The organism is uncultured Parasphingorhabdus sp., from assembly GCF_963975555.1.
Taxonomy (GTDB): Bacteria; Pseudomonadota; Alphaproteobacteria; order Sphingomonadales; family Sphingomonadaceae; genus Parasphingorhabdus.
In genome coordinates this window covers 238577-257431 of record NZ_CAXBHH010000002.1, presented here as the reverse complement: position 1 = coordinate 257431, position 18855 = coordinate 238577, and the positions used below count along the sequence as shown (strand labels likewise).

Sequence of the window (18855 nt, the reverse complement as noted above, 5' to 3'; positions counted from 1 at the left end):
GGCCAACAAGTCTGTGGTTCTGTTCATTGGTGGTTTCCCTAAGATTTCAGCCCGGAAGAATTGAGGAATATTTCATGTTTAGAAAACTCGCTTTCCTGACCATCGCTTCTCTTGCGGCCTCTGGCTGTCAGGATCAGGCTTCGGGCGGCCAAAGCGGGACCCGGACTGAAATCCGGATTGTCGGATCATCGACGGTTTTTCCTTTTGCCAAGGCAGTCGCCGAGCAATTCAGTCTCAACGGAGAGAATTCGTCTCCTATTCTTGAATCAACTGGCACGGGTGGCGGCATGAACCTGTTCTGCGCTGGCGTCGGTGCCGGAACTCCGGATATCGAAAATGCATCGCGGCGGATCAAAGCATCCGAACTGGAATTATGCCATAGCAACGGTGTGAAGGATGTTGTCGAAGTGCAAATCGGTATCGATGGCATTGCCATCGCCCAGGCAAATAACGGCACTTCCTTTTCTCTGACGCCTGTACAGATCTACAAGGCCATCGCGGAACGTCCGTTCGGCAAGGAAAATACCACTAAGAAATGGTCGGACATTGATCCTTCCCTGCCCAAATTTGCGATCAGCGTTTATGGTCCGCCATCAACCTCGGGTACGAGAGATGCGCTCACCGAGCTGATCATGGAAGTGGGCTGCGTTACCGATCCGGCGACCAAGGCGCTCAAGGACAGCAACAAAGCTGAATTTGAAGCCGTCTGTCATGAAGTCAGAGCCGATGGTGCCTATGTTGATGCTGGCGAGAATGATAATCTCATCGTCCAGAAGCTGAAAGCCAATCCCAACAGCGTCGGCATTTTTGGCTATAGCTTCCTCGAAGAGAATCTCGACAGTGTGCGCGGAATAGCTGTGTCCGGGGTCAACCCGACTTATGATGCGATTGCTTCAGGAGAATATCCCGGCGCCAGACCGCTGTATGTTTACGTAAAGAAGCAGCATGTCGGTGTGATACCGGGACTGAAAGATTATATGCTTGAGTTTATCAACGCCGGTGGCCGAGACGGCTATCTGGTGAAAGCCGGACTGATTGCTTCACCTGATGATACCAGAGCAAAGATGACCGAAGTCGTCCGCAACATGACGCCACTCGACCTTAGCGAACTTAAATAAGCGCTCGGCAACGAGCGTCCTTTCCAGATGATTTTGAACCAGGGGCGGAACCAGATATTGTGACTAGTACTACGCTTCTTTTTCTCGTGATCGGCCTAGGCCTCGTCGCGTGGTTTTTTGGCCGCCTGAAAGCAGCTGGACTGCAGTCCAATGGCAGAAAAGGTTCCCGTTCGGTCCTGCATTCCCTGCCCAGCTATCACGGTTGGTATGTTGCATTATGGGCCATTGTTCCGGCAACAATTTTCATGCTGGTGTGGAGCTTCGTCAGCCCCGCCCTGATAACCGATGCCGCGCTGACCAGCCCTGCTGCGCTACAATTGCCGGAAGGCGGCTTTGCCCGAGCTGCTATTCTGTCCGAAGCCCGTTCCATTGCTTACGGATATCAGGTCAACGCGTTTAATCCGCTGTCCCAGTCGATGGTGAATCCCTATCGCGATGCAATCTCCTATTACCAGATGATCGGCGCTGTCTCGGCGTTGCTCATGGTCTTCGCTTTTGGTGCTTATGCCTGGCTGAAGATCAAACCGGATCTGAGAGCGCGCACGAAAATCGAACGGGTGACGATGCTGGTTTTGCTGCTCGCTTCACTGATAGCGATCATTACGACAGTCGGCATATTCCTATCGCTGGTTTTCGAATCGGCCCGTTTCTTCTCGATGGTATCGCCGATCGATTTTCTGTTCGGCACGGAATGGAACCCGAAAGCGGTGGCCGGACCAAGGGGCGAAACCGGGTTCGGTGCGATTCCGCTTTTCTGGGGTACAGTCTTTATCGGTGCGATTATCGCGATGATCGTGGCTATCCCGCTCGGATTGATGAGCGCCATCTATCTCACCCAATATGCACCGGCGAAATTTCGGGCTTGGATGAAACCCATATTGGAGGTGCTCGCCGGCGTACCGACGGTGGTCTATGGCTATTTTGCTGCTCTGACAGTGGCCCCTGCTCTGCGCGATTTCGCGGTTTCTATAGGTATCACCAGCGCCTCTTCGGAATCCGCTCTAGCGGCGGGTGTGGTGATGGGCATAATGATCATTCCTTTCGTTTCCTCCATGGCCGACGACAGTATTGCAGCCGTGCCAAGCGCGATGCGTGACGGTTCGCTGGCGATGGGCGCGACCCATAGCGAAACCATCAAGAAGGTCCTGATCCCCGCTGCCCTGCCCGGCGTCGTCGGTGGCGTCCTATTGGCGGTCAGTCGCGCGATTGGCGAAACCATGATCGTCGTCATGGCTGCCGGTCTTGCTGCCAATATGACAGCCAATCCGTTTTCCAGCGTCACTACTGTCACCACCCAGATCGTACAGTTGCTGACCGGCGATCAGGAATTTGACAGTCCCAAGACCCTGGCTGCCTTTGCCCTGGGACTGGTTCTGTTCCTCGTGACATTGTTGCTCAACCTCATCGCCTTGCGCGTGGTCAAAAAATACCGGGAAGCTTATGAATAGTCTCACCGAAATGAAGCGTCGGCCAACCGACTGGCAGGGTGCTGCAATGCAGAAGCGCATTGCGCGGCGCTATGCGGCTGAACGCCGGTTCAAGGCGATCGGTATGGGAGCCGTCATGCTGTCCGCAGGCTTTCTCGCCTTTCTCCTGATTGTCATGGTGGGCAACGGATTCCGCGGCTTCACCCAGACCGAACTGCCACTCGAAATTGATTTTCCCGCTGCCACAGGCGGCGCGTCTTCCAGCCAGTTTGAGGGGCCCGACGCGAATAGCAATTTGCAGTCGATGGGACTACGGGAGATTGTCGATAGCAGTATCGATCTCCAATATGGAGAGACCGGCAATGATCTGTTCTCACCCGGCGGCTGGACAAGGGTGAGCTCTATGATCCTCGCCGACCCGAAAATCGTTGAACAGAAAGCAACGATATATCTGCCGGTTCTCTCGGACATAGATGTCGCTTATAAAGACGTTGGCAATCCGGAAGCGGAAATGAAGGTCAGCGAATTTTCCGGCCAGTTCTCGACCGGGTTCAACTGGAATTTTCTGAGCAATTCGGATGCAACAGACCCGATGCAGGTCGGCATCTGGGGGGCGTTCAAAGGCTCGCTGATCACGATGATCGTGACGTTGCTGCTGGCCTTTCCGGTTGGCGTGTTCGCCGCGCTCTACCTTGAGGAATATGCACCGAAAAACCGCCTGACCGATCTGATCGAGGTTTCGATCAACAATCTGGCAGCTGTGCCATCGATCATTTTCGGCTTGCTCGGCCTCGCCGTGTTCCTCAATTTTTTCGGCATGCCGCGTTCCGGCGCGCTGGTCGGTGGCCTGACTCTCGCCCTTATGACCATGCCGGTGATTGTCATTTCCGGACGCAACGCGGTTAAGGCGGTCCCCCCGTCGATCCGCGAAGCCGCGCTCGGTATCGGCGCAAGTCCGTTGCAGGTGGTGTTCCACCATGTCCTGCCGCTCGCCCTGCCTGGCATATTGACGGGCACGATCATCGGGATGGCGCGGGCCTTGGGCGAAACCGCTCCTTTGCTGATGATCGGCATGCGTGCTTTCATCGCGACCCCGCCAAGCGGCATTACCGATCCGGCAACCGTATTGCCGGTCCAGATATTCCTCTGGTCGGACGAAGTCGATCGCGGCTTTGTCGAGAAAACTTCGGCAGCGATCATTGTGCTATTATTGTTCCTGCTGACGATGAACGCACTGGCCATCTATTTGCGCAACCGTTTTGAAACGCGCTGGTAGGTACCGCCCATGAAACATGATGAAAAAATGCAAGAATCGAGCGAAAGCGTAAATATGACAGACTCGACCACAACAGAGACGACCGGCGAAACCAGCACGCCAAAAATGACGGCTCGCAACGTCGACGTTTTTTACGGCGACAAGCAGGCCATCAAGGACGTGTCGATCGACGTGAACATGGATAGCGTTACCGCGTTTATCGGACCGTCCGGCTGCGGCAAGTCCACCTTTCTCCGTTGCATGAACCGGATGAACGATACCATTCCGATTGCCCGCGTCACCGGTGATATCATGCTGGAAGGCGAAGATATTTATGCGGCGAACATGGACGTTGTGCAATTGCGCGCGCGGGTCGGCATGGTATTTCAGAAACCCAATCCCTTCCCCAAGTCGATCTATGACAATATTGCCTATGGCCCGCGTATCCACGGGCTGGCGACCGGCAAGGAAGAACTGGACAATATCGTCGAATCCTCGTTGCACCGCGCCGGTCTATGGGGCGAGGTTAAAGACCGGCTGCAGGACAGCGGCACAGCCTTATCGGGCGGCCAGCAGCAGCGGCTGTGCATCGCGCGCGCTATCGCGGTTGATCCCGAAGTAATCCTGATGGACGAGCCCTGCTCGGCCCTCGATCCGATAGCGACCGCCAAGATCGAAGAACTAATCCACGAATTGCGCGGCAAATATGCCATCGTCATCGTTACGCATAATATGCAGCAAGCGGCACGTGTCTCCCAGAAAACCGCCTTTTTCCATCTCGGAACCCTGGTAGAATATGGCGATACGACAGATATTTTCACCAACCCGCGCGAAGAAAAAACGCGCGATTATATTACCGGTCGTTACGGTTGACCGGCAGAGGATTAGGAACAAGACATGGCCAATAGTGGTACAGAACATACCGTCAAAGCGTTTGATTCCGATATCAACCAGTTGCGGGGGATGGTCGCGGAAATCGGCGGCCGCAGCGAACAGGCAATTGACAAGGCTATGCGCGCGCTGGAAAATAGCGATCTGGAACTGGCCGCGGAAGTCGTCAGGGAAGACAAGCTAATCGACGATCTCGAAAAGCGGATTGACGATCTTACCTTTCAGACGATCGCTCTGCGGGCCCCGATGGCCGATGATCTGAGAGAATTGATTGCCACGTTCAAAATATCCGGCGTCGTTGAACGCATTGGCGATTATGCTAAAAATATCGCCAAACGGGTACCATTGGTCACCAAAACCCGTCGCCTGACGCCAATCTCCCTGCTTCCGTCGATGTCGAAAATCGCCAGCGAACTGGTCCGCGATTCACTTGACGCCTTTGCCCGTCGGGACGCAGAACTGGCGATGGAAGTGAACCGGCGCGATCAAATCGTCGATGATTTTTATAATAGTATTTTTCGCGCCGTGATCACCCATATGATCGAAAATCCCAAGGATATCAGCGAGGCTGCCCATTTGCTGTTCATCGCCAAAAATCTCGAACGGATCGGCGACCACGCAACCAATGTCGCCGAGATGGTCTATTTTGCCGCGACCGGTGAACCAATGCCCGAACGTATCCGCGGAGAAGACCCGACGGATACGCTGGACGCTGCATTGAGCGATGGGGCTGACTGATGGTAAATGCGAAATTATTGCTGGTTGAAGATGACGCCGCTCTGGCGGAACTCCTGTCCTGGAATTTCAAAAAAGAGGAATATGACGTCATCCACACCAGCGATGGCGAGGAAGCGCTTTTGCTGGTGCAGGAACATCGTCCGGACGTGATATTGCTCGACTGGATGCTGGAGAGTCTTTCCGGCATCGAGGTCTGCCGACGGCTTCGCCGTTCATCGGAAACCGCCAATATCCCGATCATCATGCTGACCGCCCGTGGCGAAGAAGAAGACAAGATCCGAGGCCTGGAAACCGGTGCCGACGATTATATCACAAAACCGTTCAGCCCCCGGGAACTGATTGCTCGGGTCAAAGCCGTTTTGCGCCGTGTCCGTCCCGCTCTGGCCGGCGAAAAACTGACTTTCGGTGATCTGGAAATGGACACGGTCGGTCACAAGGTCAAACGTGGCGGTGACACCGTCGCGCTGGGTCCAACCGAATTCCGGCTGCTGCGCCATTTTCTGGAACATCCCAACTGGGTTTTTTCCCGCGAGCGGCTGCTCGACAGCGTATGGGGTCAGGATAGCGATATCGAGCTTCGCACCGTCGATGTGCACATTCGGCGGCTCCGCAAAGCGCTCAACGCCAATGACAGAGCCGACATCATTCGCACGGTCCGTTCGGCTGGCTATGCTCTCGACACCGATGCTGTTCAGACATAGTTGCTTGGCGAACCTATCGAAAACCGGAGCCTATATTTCTAGTCGGTGACAAGCTTCACAAGCTTGCGCTCGACCGGCGCCAATATACCTGCGAGATCATGGCCACGTTTCAGGATCTGGCCTTGTTCTCCGTGCAACGACCACATACCCTGACGGTTGCGGTCCGCGGGTCGTTTCTCGATTCGTATCTGCGGACGTTCCGATGCCCGGCGAAAGGCTGCGAAAATCGCAACATCAGGCCGCATGTCCATGGCATAATCTTTCCAGTGGCCGGCAGCCACCATCCGGCCATATAGGCCGAGAATTCGTTCCATTTCCGTGCGTTCGAATCCGACCTGAGAAGGGCCGCTACGCTGCGGAAATGCCGAGATATTGGACCCGGAAAAACGCATCAAGCGCGATCACGTCCCTTGGTCTCTATACCTTTGCCGTTTTTGTTCCGCTCATCGGCAAAAGCCGCAATACGCTTTTGCAATTGCTCCATTTCGCATTGCAAGATTTCCAGCTTTTGCGTCGATGGATCGAATATCTCGCTGCACGGCGTTCCGTAAGGAACAAAGTCTTTTTGATATTCCTTTGCCTCGACCAACGTCGGACGAGCGCGAACTCCGACCATAGTCGCGCCTTCCGGTACGTCCTGCGTCACAACTGCATTCGCACCGACGCGCGCCCGCTTGCCGACGGTTATCGGTCCGAGCACCTGCGCGCCGGAACCCAAGATCACGTCGTCTTGTATCGAGGGGTGACGCTTGCCGCCAACGCCGTTGGTCGGGTTAGTACCACCCAATGTCACGCATTGATAAATGGTCACATTGTCACCGATGTCAGCGGTCTCGCCGATCACGGTAAACCCGTGATCGATAAACAGATGCCGTCCGATCTTGGCACCCGGATGGATATCGATTGCGGTGAAGAAACGCGAGATGTGATTGATCAGCCGGGCAAAGAAATAGAGTTCGCCTTTAAACAGCCAATGCGCCAGCCGGTGCAGGCCAATAGCCAGCACACCAGGGTATAGCAGCACTTCCCAGCGCGACCGCGGGGCCGGGTCGCGAGCCTTGATGGAATCCAGATAAGCGCCCAGTTCCCGAAACATATTCATATTCTCCGGATGTTGCGAAGATTTTTAAAATAGGGACGACAAACCACTATTTCCAGTCTTTTCTTGAAACGCAAATCTGATGGCACTTTTCAAAACCCTATTAATCACTATATTAGATTAAAGAATAAGCACTGATCGAAAGCCTCGATAATGTCGACCTACCTCCCCACGCTCAAGCAATTGCAATATCTGGTGGCACTGAAAGAACATGGCCATTTCGGCAAAGCGGCGGAATCCTGCTTCGTCACCCAGTCCACATTATCCGCGGGTATAAAGGAACTGGAAGCCTTGCTCGACATCGTGCTGGTGGAGCGCACCCGCCGGGTCGTTCGTTTCACCGAACTGGGCAACCAGATGGTGGAGAAATCCTACCGGATCTTGCGCGAGGCAGAAGAATTGTCGGAAATGGCCCGATCTGCAGGCAAGCCATTGGCCGGTGATGTCCGGATGAGCGTCATCCCGACAATTGCGCCCTTTCTATTGCCGCGCTTGCTCCCGCAATTGCGCAAGGAACGGCCGGAGCTCAAACTCTATCTGAAAGAGGAAACCAGCCAGGCCGCCTGCGATTCGCTGCATCACGGCCATGCTGATTGCGTTTTGCTGGCGCTACCTTTCCCCTGTGGCGACGTAGAATCCGAAGTCCTGTTCAGCGACGAGATATTTGTCGCTTTCCCGAAAGACGATCCGCGTGATCCGCCGGCTCAGGTTGATCCGGCTACGCTGGACGAAACCCGCTTGTTACTGCTCGAGGACGGGCATTGCCTCAAGGATCATGCTTTGGCCGCATGCAATCGTCCGGAGCTGAGAGCCTCTGCGAGGATGATGGGAACGTCGCTGCACACGCTGGTCCAGATGGTCGACAATGGATTGGGTCTGACACTGCTTCCGAAAATGGCGATCGACAGCGGCATCTTGAATCACACCAATATAGTCGCGCGACCGCTGAAATCGGAAAACGCGGCCCGCGACATTGCGCTGGTATGGCGCACCAACAGTCCGCGACGCAGCGAATTCCAGCTATTGGCGGAGATTATGAAAGGTGCACAGAACTGGGTTTCCACAGCCGGTTCGTAGAAAAGCCGATAAATAAACCGGCCTAGCCTATGCTATTTTTGCCATTTTTCCGATGCCTTGAGATCTGATTCACGCTCTTCGATCCATTTGGTGGATCCGTCAGAACCGGTCTCTTTCTTCCAGAACGGCGCCACCGTCTTCAACCGGTCCATGATGAAGGAACAGGATTCGATCGCCGCCTCGCGATGATCTGAACCGGTCACCACCAGGACGATATTCTCGCCAACCGACAGTTTGCCGACCCGGTGAATAATCGTGATTGCATGGAGCGGCCAGTCGGCTTGCGCTGTTTTGGCAATGTTACGAAGCGCCTTATCGGTCATAGCCGGATAATGTTCGAGTTCGAGTGTTTCCAAATTCCCGTCATTGCGGACCTGTCCGACGAAGCTGGCGATCGCGCCGCCACCCTGCGCGGCAACCTTCGCAGTCTCGGCGCCAATATCAAAATCAGCGGTACCGACTTCAACCCTGATCATCCGCCGGTTACCGGTGGAAAAATGGCCAGTTCCTGAGCCATGCCTATTGGAGAATCGGGCGTTCCATAATCCTGATCGAGAGCGAAGCGCAATTTCGCCACATCCGAGAAAACATCCGGATAGGCCCCGCCGCGTTCGACCAGCATGTTCAGGACATCATCTATTGTCTCGGCTCCTGCTCCGAGGGAAATTATTTCGCTATCGAGGCCGAGCCGTTCCCGCACCCAGGCGAAATATACCAGATTGATCGAACGATCCATCAGTCCATGTGCTTCAGACCGACCCGGAGATAATCCCAACCGGTGACCAGCGTCAGAATCGCAGCGGCCCATAGCGTCCACAGGCCGACCGTTTGAACGATTGGAAATTGCGGCAAGCCTCCGGCGAGGATGAGCGCGCCGAGCGAAATCATCTGAAATCCGGTTTTCCATTTGGCCAATTGGGAAACAGGAACGCTGACCTGCAAGCCGGCAAGAAATTCCCGTAAACCGGACACGGTGATTTCCCGTAGCAAGATGACAATGGCCGCTATGGCATGCCAGCCGTGGATATCCCGCGTGAATATCAGCATCATTACCACCGCGGCGACCATGATCTTGTCGGCGATAGGATCCAGAAATATCCCGAGCTTGGAGACGGTGCCTTGCGAACGCGCAAGATAGCCGTCGAAATAGTCGGTAATCGCCATCAGACAATATAGTCCGAAGGTGAGCAAATAATCGATCGGCAGCGGTTGCGGTCTCACCACAGCAAAATTGGGCCAAAGCAGAAATACCAGAATCGGCACGGCGAATATTCGCGAGAGTGTTAATATGTTTGGCAAATTCAGCATCACGGCTCTCGCATAAACAGATTCTGACGAAATGAAAATTGTTTCAATCAACTCATCCGCAAATTGATGGACTTTCCTCTCGTCATTCGATTTGACGCGGAGGCTCAGAGGGTTAAAGATGCGCTGACACTCAAATTTTCCCTCGAAAAGAGATTTTCCCTTGATGCAAAACACTGCGCATTTGCTGCGGACAAAAAGATTTTTGCCGCTGTTCCTAACGCAGCTGCTCGGGGCGTTTAACGACAATCTGTTCAAATTCTCGATGATCATTTTGGTAACTTACGGAATTTACGACAGTGAATCCGAGGATTTCGCGTTCAACGCCCTCGCCTCCGGTCTCTTCATTCTGCCGTTTTTCCTGTTTTCGTCTCTGGCTGGACAGTTGGCAGACAATTACGACAAGGCGCGGATCACGCGATTGGTCAAGACCCTCGAGATATTCATTGCCGTGATTGGCGGGGTCGGGCTTTGGCTGCATTCAATTCCCATCATGCTGACCGCATTATTCCTGCTCGGACTGCAATCGACATTTTTTGGTCCGATCAAATATGCAGTCCTACCGCAGCATTTGCAGAAAGATGAAGTCCTAGGCGGCACGGGTCTGGTCGAAGCGGGCACCTATATTGCGATTCTTGCCGGCACGATACTGGGCGGCATCATCATTGACCGCAACGGCAATGGCGTCGAAATTGCCGTCGTTACGGTTTTTCTGGTCGCGATTCTGGGCCGGGTCGCAGCCCAGTTCATGCCGCCGGCCCCCGCGCAAAAGGAAGTCGAGAAAATCGACTTCAACTTCATTCGTTCTTCCATCCAGTTGATTTCGGCGACGTTGCATGTGCGTAAATTATATCTGGCGATTATCGCGATCAGCTTTTTCTGGACGATCGGATCGGTCCTGATCATCCAGTTTCCACCGCTTGTGGAGAATGTACTGACGGCGACACCGCAGGTAGCGAGCCTCTTTCTGGGCGTTTTTTCGATCGGGATCGCGATTGGCTCGGTTCTGGTCAACCGGTTGTTGAAAAGCGAAGTTTCGGCGCGTTTCGCACCGGTCAGCGTCATCTTGATGGGCGTATTTGTCCTGATACTCTACTTCATAACTCGGAGCTGGGATGGCTTGCCCAATGGCGAACTCTACACATTCAAGACATTCATCGTCCATGATGGTGCCTGGTCTCTGCTCGCCACCCTCGGCGGTGTATCCATATTTGGCGGCATGTTCGTCGTGCCGCTATATGCGTTTCTGACCACGACCGTCGATATCAGCCAGACCGCCCGCACCATTGCTGCAAATAATGTGGTCAATTCCGGCTGCATGGTATTTGGCGCGCTCGCGGCGATCGGCCTTAGCATGCTGGGCGTTTCGACAACCGAACAGCTGTTGCTGGTTGCGGCCATGTGTCTGGTGGCTGCGTGGCTCGGTCAGCAGCTTCATCGGGCTTGCGACTGATCGACCTTTTTGCGGCCGAGCAGAACGTGCCGGGTCAGAAAATGAACGTATAAAAGGCGGTAAAAAAGGCGAGGAAGCTTAGAATGAACAGGCTCACATCTTCGCCCAGCCATTTTCCTCCAGTTGTACCCGAAGTTTCCAAAACATGTTCCGCTTTGGCGATTGGCGCCATCTCGAACGGCAGATTTTGACGAAAGGGATGACCTATTCCGTCTTTTCGCAATGCCAATGATCGTAAATTTTCTCTGTCCATGTGGAACAGTTAACAATTTGTTATCCATATTTTCCAGCACAGATTTTAGGACTATGGTTAATGTCTTGAATTGGAACAGGCTGTCAAATGCAGTATTTTCGCGCGCGGCACGGATATTAAATTGATTAACAGGCAATCGGCATATTCAAATCATCGGTTTATCAGCCAAAATCCGACCTGTGTGATCTTTGCCACTACTCCGGAAAATCACCATTTCGAACAACAACATCGTTGATTTGACCTGCCTGTTATGCCAATGACCAGTTCGTATTGAATGTAATGCGAAACCCTGAAGGAGCAAATTATGCGTTTCGGTAAAATTGGAATGGCTGCAGCAGCAGCCGCGTCGCTTGTAAGCGCGCCCGTCTTGGCTCAGGCTGTTCAGCCTGTTTCTTCTGTTGCTCGTACCGGTGCAACCGTTGAAAAAGAAAACAATGTTGAAGGCGGATCGGGCATCATCATTGCAATCCTCGCTGCAGCAGCAGTGATTGCTGGTATCGTTGTCGCAGCTGACGGCAGCGACGATGCGCCAACCTCCCCCTGAATTAATTCAGGCATAAACAATTTAAAGATGGCGGCCAATTGGTCGCCATTTTTTTTGATGTTAGAAGTGCTGCGAACTGGAAAATCACCGGGCAAGTGGACATCAATATGGTTAGGGGCAGCGCCTTTGGTTGCACATCCGGACCAGATTACCCATATCCGGTTTCATGACAGAAAATCAGCAACATGGCCTGCAGCAATGGCATGGCACAACAATCTTATCGGTCCGTCGGAATGGCAAGGTCGTCGTTATAGGCGACGGCCAGGTATCCATGGGCAATACCGTGATGAAACCGAACGCCCGCAAGGTGCGGCAATTACACGACGGATCAGTGATTGGCGGCTTCGCTGGCGCGACCGCAGATGCTTTCACTTTATTTGAACGGCTCGAGGCAAAGCTCGAACGCCACAATGGCCAGCTCATGCGCGCTGCTGTGGAGCTGGCAAAGGATTGGCGGACCGACAAATATCTCCGCAATCTGGAAGCTTTGATGATCGTAGCTGACAAGGATGTGACGCTTATCCTTACCGGCAACGGTGACGTGCTCGAGCCAATAGAAGGTATTGCAGCGATCGGTTCCGGTGGGAATTTCGCCCTTTCCGCCGCGCGCGCCTTGAAAGATTATGAAAAGGACGCCGAGAAGCTGGCCAGGAAATCGATGCAAATCGCAGCAGAGCTTTGCGTGTTCACCAACGACCAGGTCACGATTGAAACCCTCGATAGCGACACTTAAATATTGTCGGATCCGTTACCCCTATAATAAAGAGAATATAGCATGCAGGCGAACCTGACCCCCAAAGCCATCGTTAAGGCGTTGGACGAACATATTATCGGCCAGCAGGATGCAAAACGCGCGGTCGCCGTTGCTTTGCGCAACCGCTGGCGTAGACAGAGATTGCCCGCAGAACTCCGCGAAGAGGTGACTCCCAAAAACATCCTGATGATCGGGCCCACGGGTTGCGGCAAAACCGAAATTTCCCGCCGTCTGGCGAAACTTGCTGACGCGCCGTTTATCAAGGTGGAGGCCACCAAATTCACGGAAGTCGGTTATGTTGGTCGCGACGTCGAGCAGATTGCCCGCGATCTTGCCGAGGAAGCCGTGAGACTGGAACGCGAACGCCGGCGCCTGGCTGTGCACGAAGCGGCAGCGGAAGCTGCGATGAAGAGATTGCTCGACGTTCTGTGCGGAGAAAGCGCCAGCGAAGCCACGCGCGAAAGTTTTCGCCAGCGTGTGGTCGACAATCACATGAACGACACCGAAATCGAGATTGAGGTCGAAGACACGCCCAACACGCCGATGGATATTCCGGGCATGGGTGGTCAGGTTGGTATGATCAACCTGTCCGACATGATGGGCAAGGCTTTCAACCAGAGCCGTCTGAAGCGGCGCAAAATGCGCGTAGCCGATGCCTGGGACAAGCTCGTCGAAGAGGAATCAGACAAGCGTCTCGATGATGATGATATTTCGCGCGCTGCCATAACCGATGCAGAATCCAACGGGATCGTCTTCCTTGACGAGATCGACAAGATCGCGGTGAGCGATGTGCGTGGCGGATCGGTTAGCCGGGAAGGCGTCCAGCGCGATCTGCTTCCGCTGATCGAGGGCACGACCGTCGCAACCAAATATGGTCCGATGAAAACAGACCATATCCTGTTCATCGCTTCCGGCGCTTTTTCCATATCCAAACCCAGCGACATGCTGCCCGAATTACAGGGTCGCTTGCCGATCCGGGTGGAATTGCGGGCGTTGACCGAAGAGGATTTCGTAAGGATATTGACCGAGACCAGAGCCAATTTGACCGAGCAATATATAGCTCTTCTAGGGACCGAAGATGTCACGATCACCATCACCGACGACGCGATCAGGAAACTGGCTGAAATCGCGGCCAACGTGAACGAGACCGTTGAAAATATCGGTGCCCGCCGTCTGCAGACGGTTATGGAAAAACTGCTCGAAGATATCAGCTTCAATGCGGAGGACCGTGGCGGCGAAGAAATTACCGTCGACGCAGCCTATGTTGACAAGCAGCTTTCCGATGTTGCCAAGAATACTGACCTGTCCAAATATATATTATGATGTTATCGAAATCCCCTCGGTAGCGAAGATAATGAGATGGAGTCATTCATGAAACGAGCGATGTTATTATTGTCTTCCACTGCTGCGGTAGCCCTGTCTGGCTGCTCTGAATCCGCTGACGAGGCGGATTCCGCATTGACCGAGCAAGTTGACAGCAAACCGGAAACGGTTGTTTCTCCGATCAGCGGTACGGAAAGCATTGATGCCGGACTGGCTGTTGGAGACCAGGCACCGATGGCTGCCGGCCTGCTAACAGATGCGGGCGAAACCACTCTCGGTAAAATCCTCGAGAATGGCCCTGCCCTTGTTGTTTTTACCCGGTCGGTTGAATGGTGTCCCTATTGCCAGACCCAATTGAAATCGATCAATGCTATTGTCGATGATCTGAAGGATCGCGGCTATAATCTTTACGGGCTCTCTTATGACAGCCCGGACAAGCAGGACCGCTTCGCCAAAAACCAGATGTTGCAATATCAGATGCTCTCAGACCAGCCATCCAAGGTCATAGATGGTTTCGGATTGCGCGACCCGCAATATACCGACGGCCGCGCCGTCGGCGTGCCTTATGCTTCGGTTTTTGTGATCGACAAAAACGGCAAGATCATCGCGAAATCCGTATCGGGCAATTACAAGAAACGCCCCAGCAACGAGCAGATACTGGCGCTGGTAGACTCGATCTAGTTACTCGCCGCGCTGTTTTCTGAGGTCGCCACCGGATCATTGTCATTGGCGGCAAGCCGGTCGCCCTCCGGCAGAACGACGAGCTTCCATTTCTTGCCATCAACAAGATATTTGACGGCCAGAGCCTGCACCTCTTCAGGGGTAATAACGGTGTAATCGTGGAGCAGCGTCTGCAGCGCGACAAATTTCTGCGGATTGAAACTCGCTCCCTCCATCTGGCTCATCCAGAAGCTATTGCCGCTGGAGGCACGGGCTATAAGCTGACGCAAGGGTTCGACAACACGCTGCAACTCATCGGCACTCACCGGATTTTCCCGAAGGTCTTTAACGATCAATTCCACGACATTGTAGAAGCGGTCGACGTTGTCCGGGGTCAATTGGCTTTGTGCCCCGATATAACCGCCTGAATTAAACTCGACCGGCCAGCTGTTAACAACTTGCGGGCTATAGCTTGCCCCTTGTTGAGAGCGAAGAATTTCAAACAACCGGTCATTGAAAATGGAGACAAGCACTTCCAGTTTCCGGCTCTCGCGTATATTCTCCAGCCCGCCACCGGTTGGCCAGGCGACCATCGCAGCGGCCCGGTCTTGATCACCTTTATGAACCAGAATTTCCGGGCCGGCCTGCGGAGCAGGAAATTGCGGCGATGTTGCTCCGGGCTGGACAGCAAGCGGCTTGCGCTCTTTCAACGCGCCGAAGGTCCTGAGGATCGCCTCTACCGCCTGATCACGGTCAAAATCACCAAACAACATCAGCTCGACCGGACCGCTTGCAAGAATCGGCTTCCAGAATTGTTTAAAATTCTCGGCGTTGAGTTTTTCGAAATCTTCTTTGTCCGGAGTCTTCCAGCGAGGATCCTTTCCGTGGACGAGCCATTCAAGGTCCCGTTCCATAACCGCCTGCGGAGATGCCGAGAAACTGTCATAGCCGATAAGCGATGCAGCTCTGCTGCGGATGACCGGCGCCGGATCCCAGCGAGGATTCTCCAATTTCGCCGCAATCAGATGAAGCTGGTCTTCGAGGTCGGCCGGCCTTGTATTGGCGGCAATTTCGAACGCGTCATTGTCTATGCTAAATCCCAGTCCAATACGGCGCCCGGTGGTAATCTTGTCGAGCTCTTCCTGTCCGAGATCACCAACCCCGCTGGCGATCAACGCGAGCGCGCCGGACCAGGCAAGTGATTCCTTATCAGGCGACAGGCCGCTATATCCAGTTCCAAATCGGGCATTGACCATGATCTTGTTGCGTTCCGATGTGTTCGGAAACAGCAGGACCCTGACGCCGTTGGAAAGCTCCAGCTGCTCGATATCGAAACGGTCAATCTTCTGCGCCGTTTTGACAGAGCCTTTTTTGCCGATTTTTTTCAAGGCTTCAAAACCAAGATCGGATTGGGTGACACGAACGTCGCTTGAAGCCTTGACGGTGCTTCTCAGCGCCTTGGCCAGTTTGACCTTCCCATCATCGATGACGTCGGGGGATGTCATCAAGGCCCGCGTCGACACGCCGGTAAATAATTTTTTCGTGGATTCAAGCAGCCTTTCAGGCGTGTACAGGTCTCTCATTTCGCGAAATACGTCGAGCGCCACCTGCGGCGTCGCGACGGTTTCCCGAATGTCGACAGCATTGACGATATCGTCAGCCTGTTTTCGCGCCGCTTCCGTCTGGTAGCTTTCGACGCCGATCGCCAGCGCTGCATCGAATTCCGCAATCTCCCGGGCAATGTCTTGCTCGGAAGGTGCAACAGTTGTGGCATCGGCGATAACACCGCGTACATCGGCCAGAGCAGCTTCCCAGTCGTCGCCGAGTGGGATGATACTGATAAATGTCCCGTCAATCGAACGGCTGACGTCATCCTGTCCGACGCTTGCCTGGAGATAGCTCCCCCCTGCTCTCGCCCGACCTTCCAGGCGACGGTTGATCATCTGCAGCGCTAGCAGATCGATCAAAATCTGCTGGTTATAGACAATCGTATCCTCGACCTGCTCCCAGGGACGGGCGATGACCATCGAAATGAACCGCGGCAACGTGGGCTCGATAACAACCCGGCTGATATCCTCTATATCTCGCGGCTGCCCGAAATCGGGAATAACCCCCGCTTCGCCTTTTCCACGCCATTTGGAAAAGTGCTTTTTCAACAATTCCTCGAACAGTGCCGGATCACCGTCTCCGGCGATTACAATGACCGCTTGCTCGGGCCGATACCAGCGTTGATGGAATAGTTGCAGCATTTTCGGCGTTGCAGCGCCCAGGGTTTCCGGCGTTCCGATGGGCGCGCGGTTCGCTAGCCGTTGCTCCGCAAAAAACAGTTCGCGCGTCGCATTTTGCACTATCGTTTGGGGACCGGCCCGTTCGCGCAATTCCGCCAGCACCACCGGACGCTCTGCATTGATTGCGGTTATGTTCAAACCGGGCGAACTCACCATTCCAGACAATATTTTCAAGCTCTCGTCGAGACTGGTTCTGTTGGCGTTAGGCAGGTCCAGCTTGTAAACGGTTTGCGTCGGCGTTGTTTCGGCATTGCTGTCGCTTCCAAACGTCGCCCCCAGTCGCTGCCAGACACGTTTCGCCTCACCGTCGGGCACATGGGTCGAACCGCGAAAGGTCAGATGTTCCATGAAATGGGCAAATCCCTGCTCCTGTTCGGTCTCCATTAGCGAACCGACATCCAACCGCAACCGGATCGACACTTGGCCCGGCGGTACACCATTGCGTTTGATCGCATAGCGTAATCCGTTGTCCAGTTCACCAAAGGTCCAGCTCTTGTCGACCGGAACATCGCTGTTCTTGTAAAGCCATGGTTGTGTTTCGGCGCTCTCGGCCTGTTGTGCAGCAGCCAAATTTGGCACAGCGAGCAGGCCGAACGCCAGGCAGATAAACGACATATGTCGGGTGAGACGGGGGAATGTTGGTTTCATGGAAGCGATATAAGCAGGCCCAATCTTACTGGCCAGTGAATATTCCCCCGATACATAGCAAATGCTGCGGCGGTTAAGCCTTTTACCCCTTGATAGCGTCATCAATAATCGCCAGATAAGGAACATGCTTATTGAAACAGAAAAAACACCGAACCCGTCGACCCTCAAATTTCTGGTTGGACAACCGGTCATGTCCGACGGGACCCGTGACTTTGCGTCTCCGGAAGATGCGGAGATATCACCGCTTGCCGAAGCGCTTTTCACACTCGGCGATGTCACGGGCGTCTTCTTCGGTTCGGATTTTATCTCGGTAACCTGCGGACCGGGCGCCGACTGGAGTGATCAGAAACCCCAGGTACTGAGCATTTTGCTTGATCATTTTTCGGCCGGGCTACCGTTGTTCAAGCCCGGTAGCGCGGGAGAAATTTCCGTCCCCCCTGAAGAGGAAGTGCATGACGATCCGGAAGACGCCGATATTGTAGCACAGATCAAGGAATTGATCGAAACCCGGGTCCGCCCGGCGGTTGCCAATGATGGTGGCGACATCATCTATCGCGGTTTCAACAAGGGCACGGTATTCCTGAAAATGCAGGGTGCCTGCGCGGGATGCCCGTCGTCTTCGGCTACTTTGAAGCACGGGATCGAATCCCTGCTGAAACATTATGTTCCCGAGGTCACTGACGTCCAGGCGGCATAAGTTCCCTTTTTACACAAAGGTATATCAATGAATTCCCCATTGGATCAAGCGGCGCTGAACCAGCTGTTTCTCGAAGCGCGCACCTATAACGGCTATCAGGACAAACCTGTTTCGGTAGACCAGCTGCATGCAATCTGGAATCTGATGAAAATGGGTCCGACCAGCGCGAACATGCTGCCGGCACGACTTGTCTGGTGCCACAGCCAAGAGGCGAAGGACCGGCTGGCCGCCCTTTCATCCGAAGGCAATCAGGAAAAAATCCGCAAAGCGCCAGCGGCGGTCATCATTGGTATGGATCAGGATTTTCACGTGCATCTGCCGGAGCTTTTCCCGCATGCTGACGCGAAAAGCTGGTTTGCCGGCGATGCCGAAGCGCGAAAAGTACATGCGATGCGGAACAGTTCGCTGCAAGGCGGCTATTTCATTCTCGCGGCTCGCGCGCTCGGTCTCGACACGGGCCCGATGTCAGGCTTCGATAATGATGCGGTCGACAAGGAATTTTTCGGCGACCAGCCTAGTGTCAGATCCAATTTCATCTCGACACTGGGCTATGGCGATCCGGCAACGATTTTTGATCGCAGCCCGCGTCCGGAATTCGATAAATTCAACAGCTTGATCTGACCG

At 54.1% G+C, this 18855-nt stretch carries 21 protein-coding genes; 14 read left to right on the top strand and 7 right to left on the bottom strand.

From position 1 onward, the window contains the following. Positions 1-74: 74 nt before the first annotated feature. From AAC060_RS06605 to phoB, 6 genes are read left to right on the top strand one after another with little or no spacing between them, the layout of a single operon-like run. Complete coding sequence (locus AAC060_RS06605) at positions 75-1118, top strand: substrate-binding domain-containing protein (RefSeq protein ID WP_339824216.1); 1044 nt, start codon at positions 75-77, stop codon at positions 1116-1118. A 59-nt stretch (positions 1119-1177) separates the two neighbouring features. Continuing rightward, positions 1178-2566 carry a phosphate ABC transporter permease subunit PstC gene (gene pstC, locus AAC060_RS06600; protein WP_339824215.1) on the top strand — a complete coding sequence of 463 codons (1389 nt, stop codon included), beginning with the start codon at positions 1178-1180 and terminating at the stop codon, positions 2564-2566. After that, positions 2559-3821 (top strand): phosphate ABC transporter permease PstA, encoded by a 1263-nt coding sequence (gene pstA / locus AAC060_RS06595; protein ID WP_339824213.1) that lies wholly within the window; start codon positions 2559-2561, stop codon positions 3819-3821. Before pstC ends, pstA begins: the two co-directional genes overlap by 8 nt. Positions 3822-3875: 54 nt before the next feature. Next, positions 3876-4673, top strand: a complete 798-nt coding sequence (pstB, locus tag AAC060_RS06590; protein WP_339824212.1) for a phosphate ABC transporter ATP-binding protein PstB — start codon at positions 3876-3878, stop codon at positions 4671-4673. A 24-nt stretch (positions 4674-4697) separates the two neighbouring features. Continuing rightward, positions 4698-5429, top strand: a complete 732-nt coding sequence (gene phoU / locus AAC060_RS06585) for a phosphate signaling complex protein PhoU (protein WP_339824210.1) — start codon at positions 4698-4700, stop codon at positions 5427-5429. Next, on the top strand, positions 5429-6130 hold the full coding sequence (phoB, locus tag AAC060_RS06580) for a phosphate regulon transcriptional regulator PhoB (protein WP_339824208.1): 702 nt from the start codon (positions 5429-5431) through the stop codon (positions 6128-6130). The genes phoU and phoB overlap by 1 nt, the downstream gene beginning before the upstream one ends. Before the next feature lie 38 nt (positions 6131-6168). Here the strand turns inward: phoB and AAC060_RS06575 are convergent, their stop codons facing one another. Both AAC060_RS06575 and epsC read right to left on the bottom strand, forming a co-directional pair. After that, positions 6169-6522 (bottom strand): DUF2794 domain-containing protein, encoded by a 354-nt coding sequence (locus AAC060_RS06575; protein ID WP_339824723.1) that lies wholly within the window; start codon positions 6520-6522, stop codon positions 6169-6171. Continuing rightward, a complete protein-coding gene (epsC, locus tag AAC060_RS06570; protein WP_339824721.1) occupies positions 6522-7226 on the bottom strand; it encodes a serine O-acetyltransferase EpsC in 705 nt (234 codons plus the stop codon). The genes AAC060_RS06575 and epsC overlap by 1 nt, the downstream gene beginning before the upstream one ends. A 156-nt stretch (positions 7227-7382) precedes the next feature. Here epsC and AAC060_RS06565 point away from each other — a divergent pair, with 156 nt between their 5' ends. Then, the gene (locus AAC060_RS06565) at positions 7383-8306 is read left to right on the top strand and encodes a hydrogen peroxide-inducible genes activator (RefSeq protein ID WP_339824206.1); all 924 of its coding nucleotides are present in this window, start codon (positions 7383-7385) and stop codon (positions 8304-8306) included. A gap of 32 nt (positions 8307-8338) precedes the next feature. On the opposite strand, the gene AAC060_RS06560 is transcribed toward AAC060_RS06565, so the two are convergent. Genes AAC060_RS06560 through pgsA form a run of 3 tightly spaced genes read right to left on the bottom strand, consistent with a single transcriptional unit; the run spans position 8339 to position 9614 of the window. Continuing rightward, positions 8339-8782, bottom strand: coding sequence for a molybdenum cofactor biosynthesis protein MoaE (locus AAC060_RS06560; protein ID WP_339824204.1), 444 nt, complete (start codon positions 8780-8782; stop codon positions 8339-8341). Beyond that, positions 8779-9042 carry a MoaD/ThiS family protein gene (locus AAC060_RS06555; protein ID WP_339824202.1) on the bottom strand — a complete coding sequence of 88 codons (264 nt, stop codon included), beginning with the start codon at positions 9040-9042 and terminating at the stop codon, positions 8779-8781. The genes AAC060_RS06560 and AAC060_RS06555 overlap by 4 nt, the downstream gene beginning before the upstream one ends. Next, positions 9042-9614, bottom strand: coding sequence for a CDP-diacylglycerol--glycerol-3-phosphate 3-phosphatidyltransferase (gene pgsA / locus AAC060_RS06550; protein WP_339824201.1), 573 nt, complete (start codon positions 9612-9614; stop codon positions 9042-9044). Before pgsA ends, AAC060_RS06555 begins: the two co-directional genes overlap by 1 nt. A 163-nt stretch (positions 9615-9777) precedes the next feature. Here pgsA and AAC060_RS06545 point away from each other — a divergent pair, with 163 nt between their 5' ends. Next, on the top strand, positions 9778-11064 hold the full coding sequence (locus tag AAC060_RS06545; RefSeq protein ID WP_339824719.1) for an MFS transporter: 1287 nt from the start codon (positions 9778-9780) through the stop codon (positions 11062-11064). A gap of 34 nt (positions 11065-11098) precedes the next feature. Here AAC060_RS06545 and AAC060_RS06540 read toward each other — a convergent pair whose 3' ends face one another. Then, positions 11099-11293 (bottom strand): hypothetical protein, encoded by a 195-nt coding sequence (locus AAC060_RS06540; RefSeq protein WP_339824199.1) that lies wholly within the window; start codon positions 11291-11293, stop codon positions 11099-11101. A gap of 328 nt (positions 11294-11621) precedes the next feature. On the opposite strand from AAC060_RS06540, the gene AAC060_RS06535 reads away from it, so the two are divergent. The 4 genes from AAC060_RS06535 (at position 11622) to AAC060_RS06520 (ending at position 14619) form a co-directional block, all read left to right on the top strand. Then, entirely contained in the window at positions 11622-11861 is a 240-nt protein-coding gene (locus AAC060_RS06535; RefSeq protein WP_339824197.1) for a hypothetical protein, read from the top strand. A gap of 166 nt (positions 11862-12027) precedes the next feature. Then, complete coding sequence (hslV, locus tag AAC060_RS06530; protein WP_339824196.1) at positions 12028-12594, top strand: ATP-dependent protease subunit HslV; 567 nt, start codon at positions 12028-12030, stop codon at positions 12592-12594. A gap of 42 nt (positions 12595-12636) precedes the next feature. After that, the gene (gene hslU / locus AAC060_RS06525) at positions 12637-13938 is read left to right on the top strand and encodes an ATP-dependent protease ATPase subunit HslU (protein ID WP_339824195.1); all 1302 of its coding nucleotides are present in this window, start codon (positions 12637-12639) and stop codon (positions 13936-13938) included. 48 nt (positions 13939-13986) lie between these two features. Beyond that, positions 13987-14619: a peroxiredoxin family protein gene (locus tag AAC060_RS06520; RefSeq protein WP_339824193.1), complete on the top strand. Its 633-nt coding sequence runs from the start codon at positions 13987-13989 to the stop codon at positions 14617-14619. On the opposite strand, the gene AAC060_RS06515 is transcribed toward AAC060_RS06520, so the two are convergent. Beyond that, positions 14616-17501 (bottom strand): insulinase family protein, encoded by a 2886-nt coding sequence (locus AAC060_RS06515; protein ID WP_339824192.1) that lies wholly within the window; start codon positions 17499-17501, stop codon positions 14616-14618. The genes AAC060_RS06520 and AAC060_RS06515 overlap by 4 nt on opposite strands. A 157-nt stretch (positions 17502-17658) precedes the next feature. On the opposite strand from AAC060_RS06515, the gene AAC060_RS06510 reads away from it, so the two are divergent. Next, complete coding sequence (locus AAC060_RS06510; protein WP_339824190.1) at positions 17659-18231, top strand: NifU family protein; 573 nt, start codon at positions 17659-17661, stop codon at positions 18229-18231. 27 nt (positions 18232-18258) lie between these two features. Next, entirely contained in the window at positions 18259-18852 is a 594-nt protein-coding gene (locus AAC060_RS06505; protein ID WP_339824188.1) for a malonic semialdehyde reductase, read from the top strand. Positions 18853-18855 lie beyond the last annotated feature (3 nt).

Excerpts from the sequence above, each read along its gene's own strand:
- pstA (WP_339824213.1), top strand. The coding sequence starts at position 2,559 with ATGAATAGTCTCACCGAAATGAAGCGTCGGCCAACCGACTGGCAGGGT.
- phoB (WP_339824208.1), top strand. The coding sequence starts at position 5,429 with ATGGTAAATGCGAAATTATTGCTGGTTGAAGATGACGCCGCTCTGGCG.
- AAC060_RS06535 (WP_339824197.1), top strand. The coding sequence starts at position 11,622 with ATGCGTTTCGGTAAAATTGGAATGGCTGCAGCAGCAGCCGCGTCGCTT.
- AAC060_RS06510 (WP_339824190.1), top strand. The coding sequence starts at position 17,659 with ATGCTTATTGAAACAGAAAAAACACCGAACCCGTCGACCCTCAAATTT.
- pstB (WP_339824212.1), top strand. The coding sequence starts at position 3,876 with ATGACAGACTCGACCACAACAGAGACGACCGGCGAAACCAGCACGCCA.
- AAC060_RS06575 (WP_339824723.1), bottom strand. The coding sequence starts at position 6,522 with ATGCGTTTTTCCGGGTCCAATATCTCGGCATTTCCGCAGCGTAGCGGC.
- AAC060_RS06560 (WP_339824204.1), bottom strand. The coding sequence starts at position 8,782 with ATGATCAGGGTTGAAGTCGGTACCGCTGATTTTGATATTGGCGCCGAG.
- AAC060_RS06555 (WP_339824202.1), bottom strand. The coding sequence starts at position 9,042 with ATGGATCGTTCGATCAATCTGGTATATTTCGCCTGGGTGCGGGAACGG.
- AAC060_RS06545 (WP_339824719.1), top strand. The coding sequence starts at position 9,778 with ATGCAAAACACTGCGCATTTGCTGCGGACAAAAAGATTTTTGCCGCTG.
- AAC060_RS06605 (WP_339824216.1), top strand. The coding sequence starts at position 75 with ATGTTTAGAAAACTCGCTTTCCTGACCATCGCTTCTCTTGCGGCCTCT.
- AAC060_RS06505 (WP_339824188.1), top strand. The coding sequence starts at position 18,259 with ATGAATTCCCCATTGGATCAAGCGGCGCTGAACCAGCTGTTTCTCGAA.
- hslU (WP_339824195.1), top strand. The coding sequence starts at position 12,637 with ATGCAGGCGAACCTGACCCCCAAAGCCATCGTTAAGGCGTTGGACGAA.
- AAC060_RS06520 (WP_339824193.1), top strand. The coding sequence starts at position 13,987 with ATGAAACGAGCGATGTTATTATTGTCTTCCACTGCTGCGGTAGCCCTG.
- epsC (WP_339824721.1), bottom strand. The coding sequence starts at position 7,226 with ATGTTTCGGGAACTGGGCGCTTATCTGGATTCCATCAAGGCTCGCGAC.
- AAC060_RS06515 (WP_339824192.1), bottom strand. The coding sequence starts at position 17,501 with ATGTCGTTTATCTGCCTGGCGTTCGGCCTGCTCGCTGTGCCAAATTTG.
- phoU (WP_339824210.1), top strand. The coding sequence starts at position 4,698 with ATGGCCAATAGTGGTACAGAACATACCGTCAAAGCGTTTGATTCCGAT.
- AAC060_RS06565 (WP_339824206.1), top strand. The coding sequence starts at position 7,383 with ATGTCGACCTACCTCCCCACGCTCAAGCAATTGCAATATCTGGTGGCA.
- pgsA (WP_339824201.1), bottom strand. The coding sequence starts at position 9,614 with ATGCTGAATTTGCCAAACATATTAACACTCTCGCGAATATTCGCCGTG.
- hslV (WP_339824196.1), top strand. The coding sequence starts at position 12,028 with ATGACAGAAAATCAGCAACATGGCCTGCAGCAATGGCATGGCACAACA.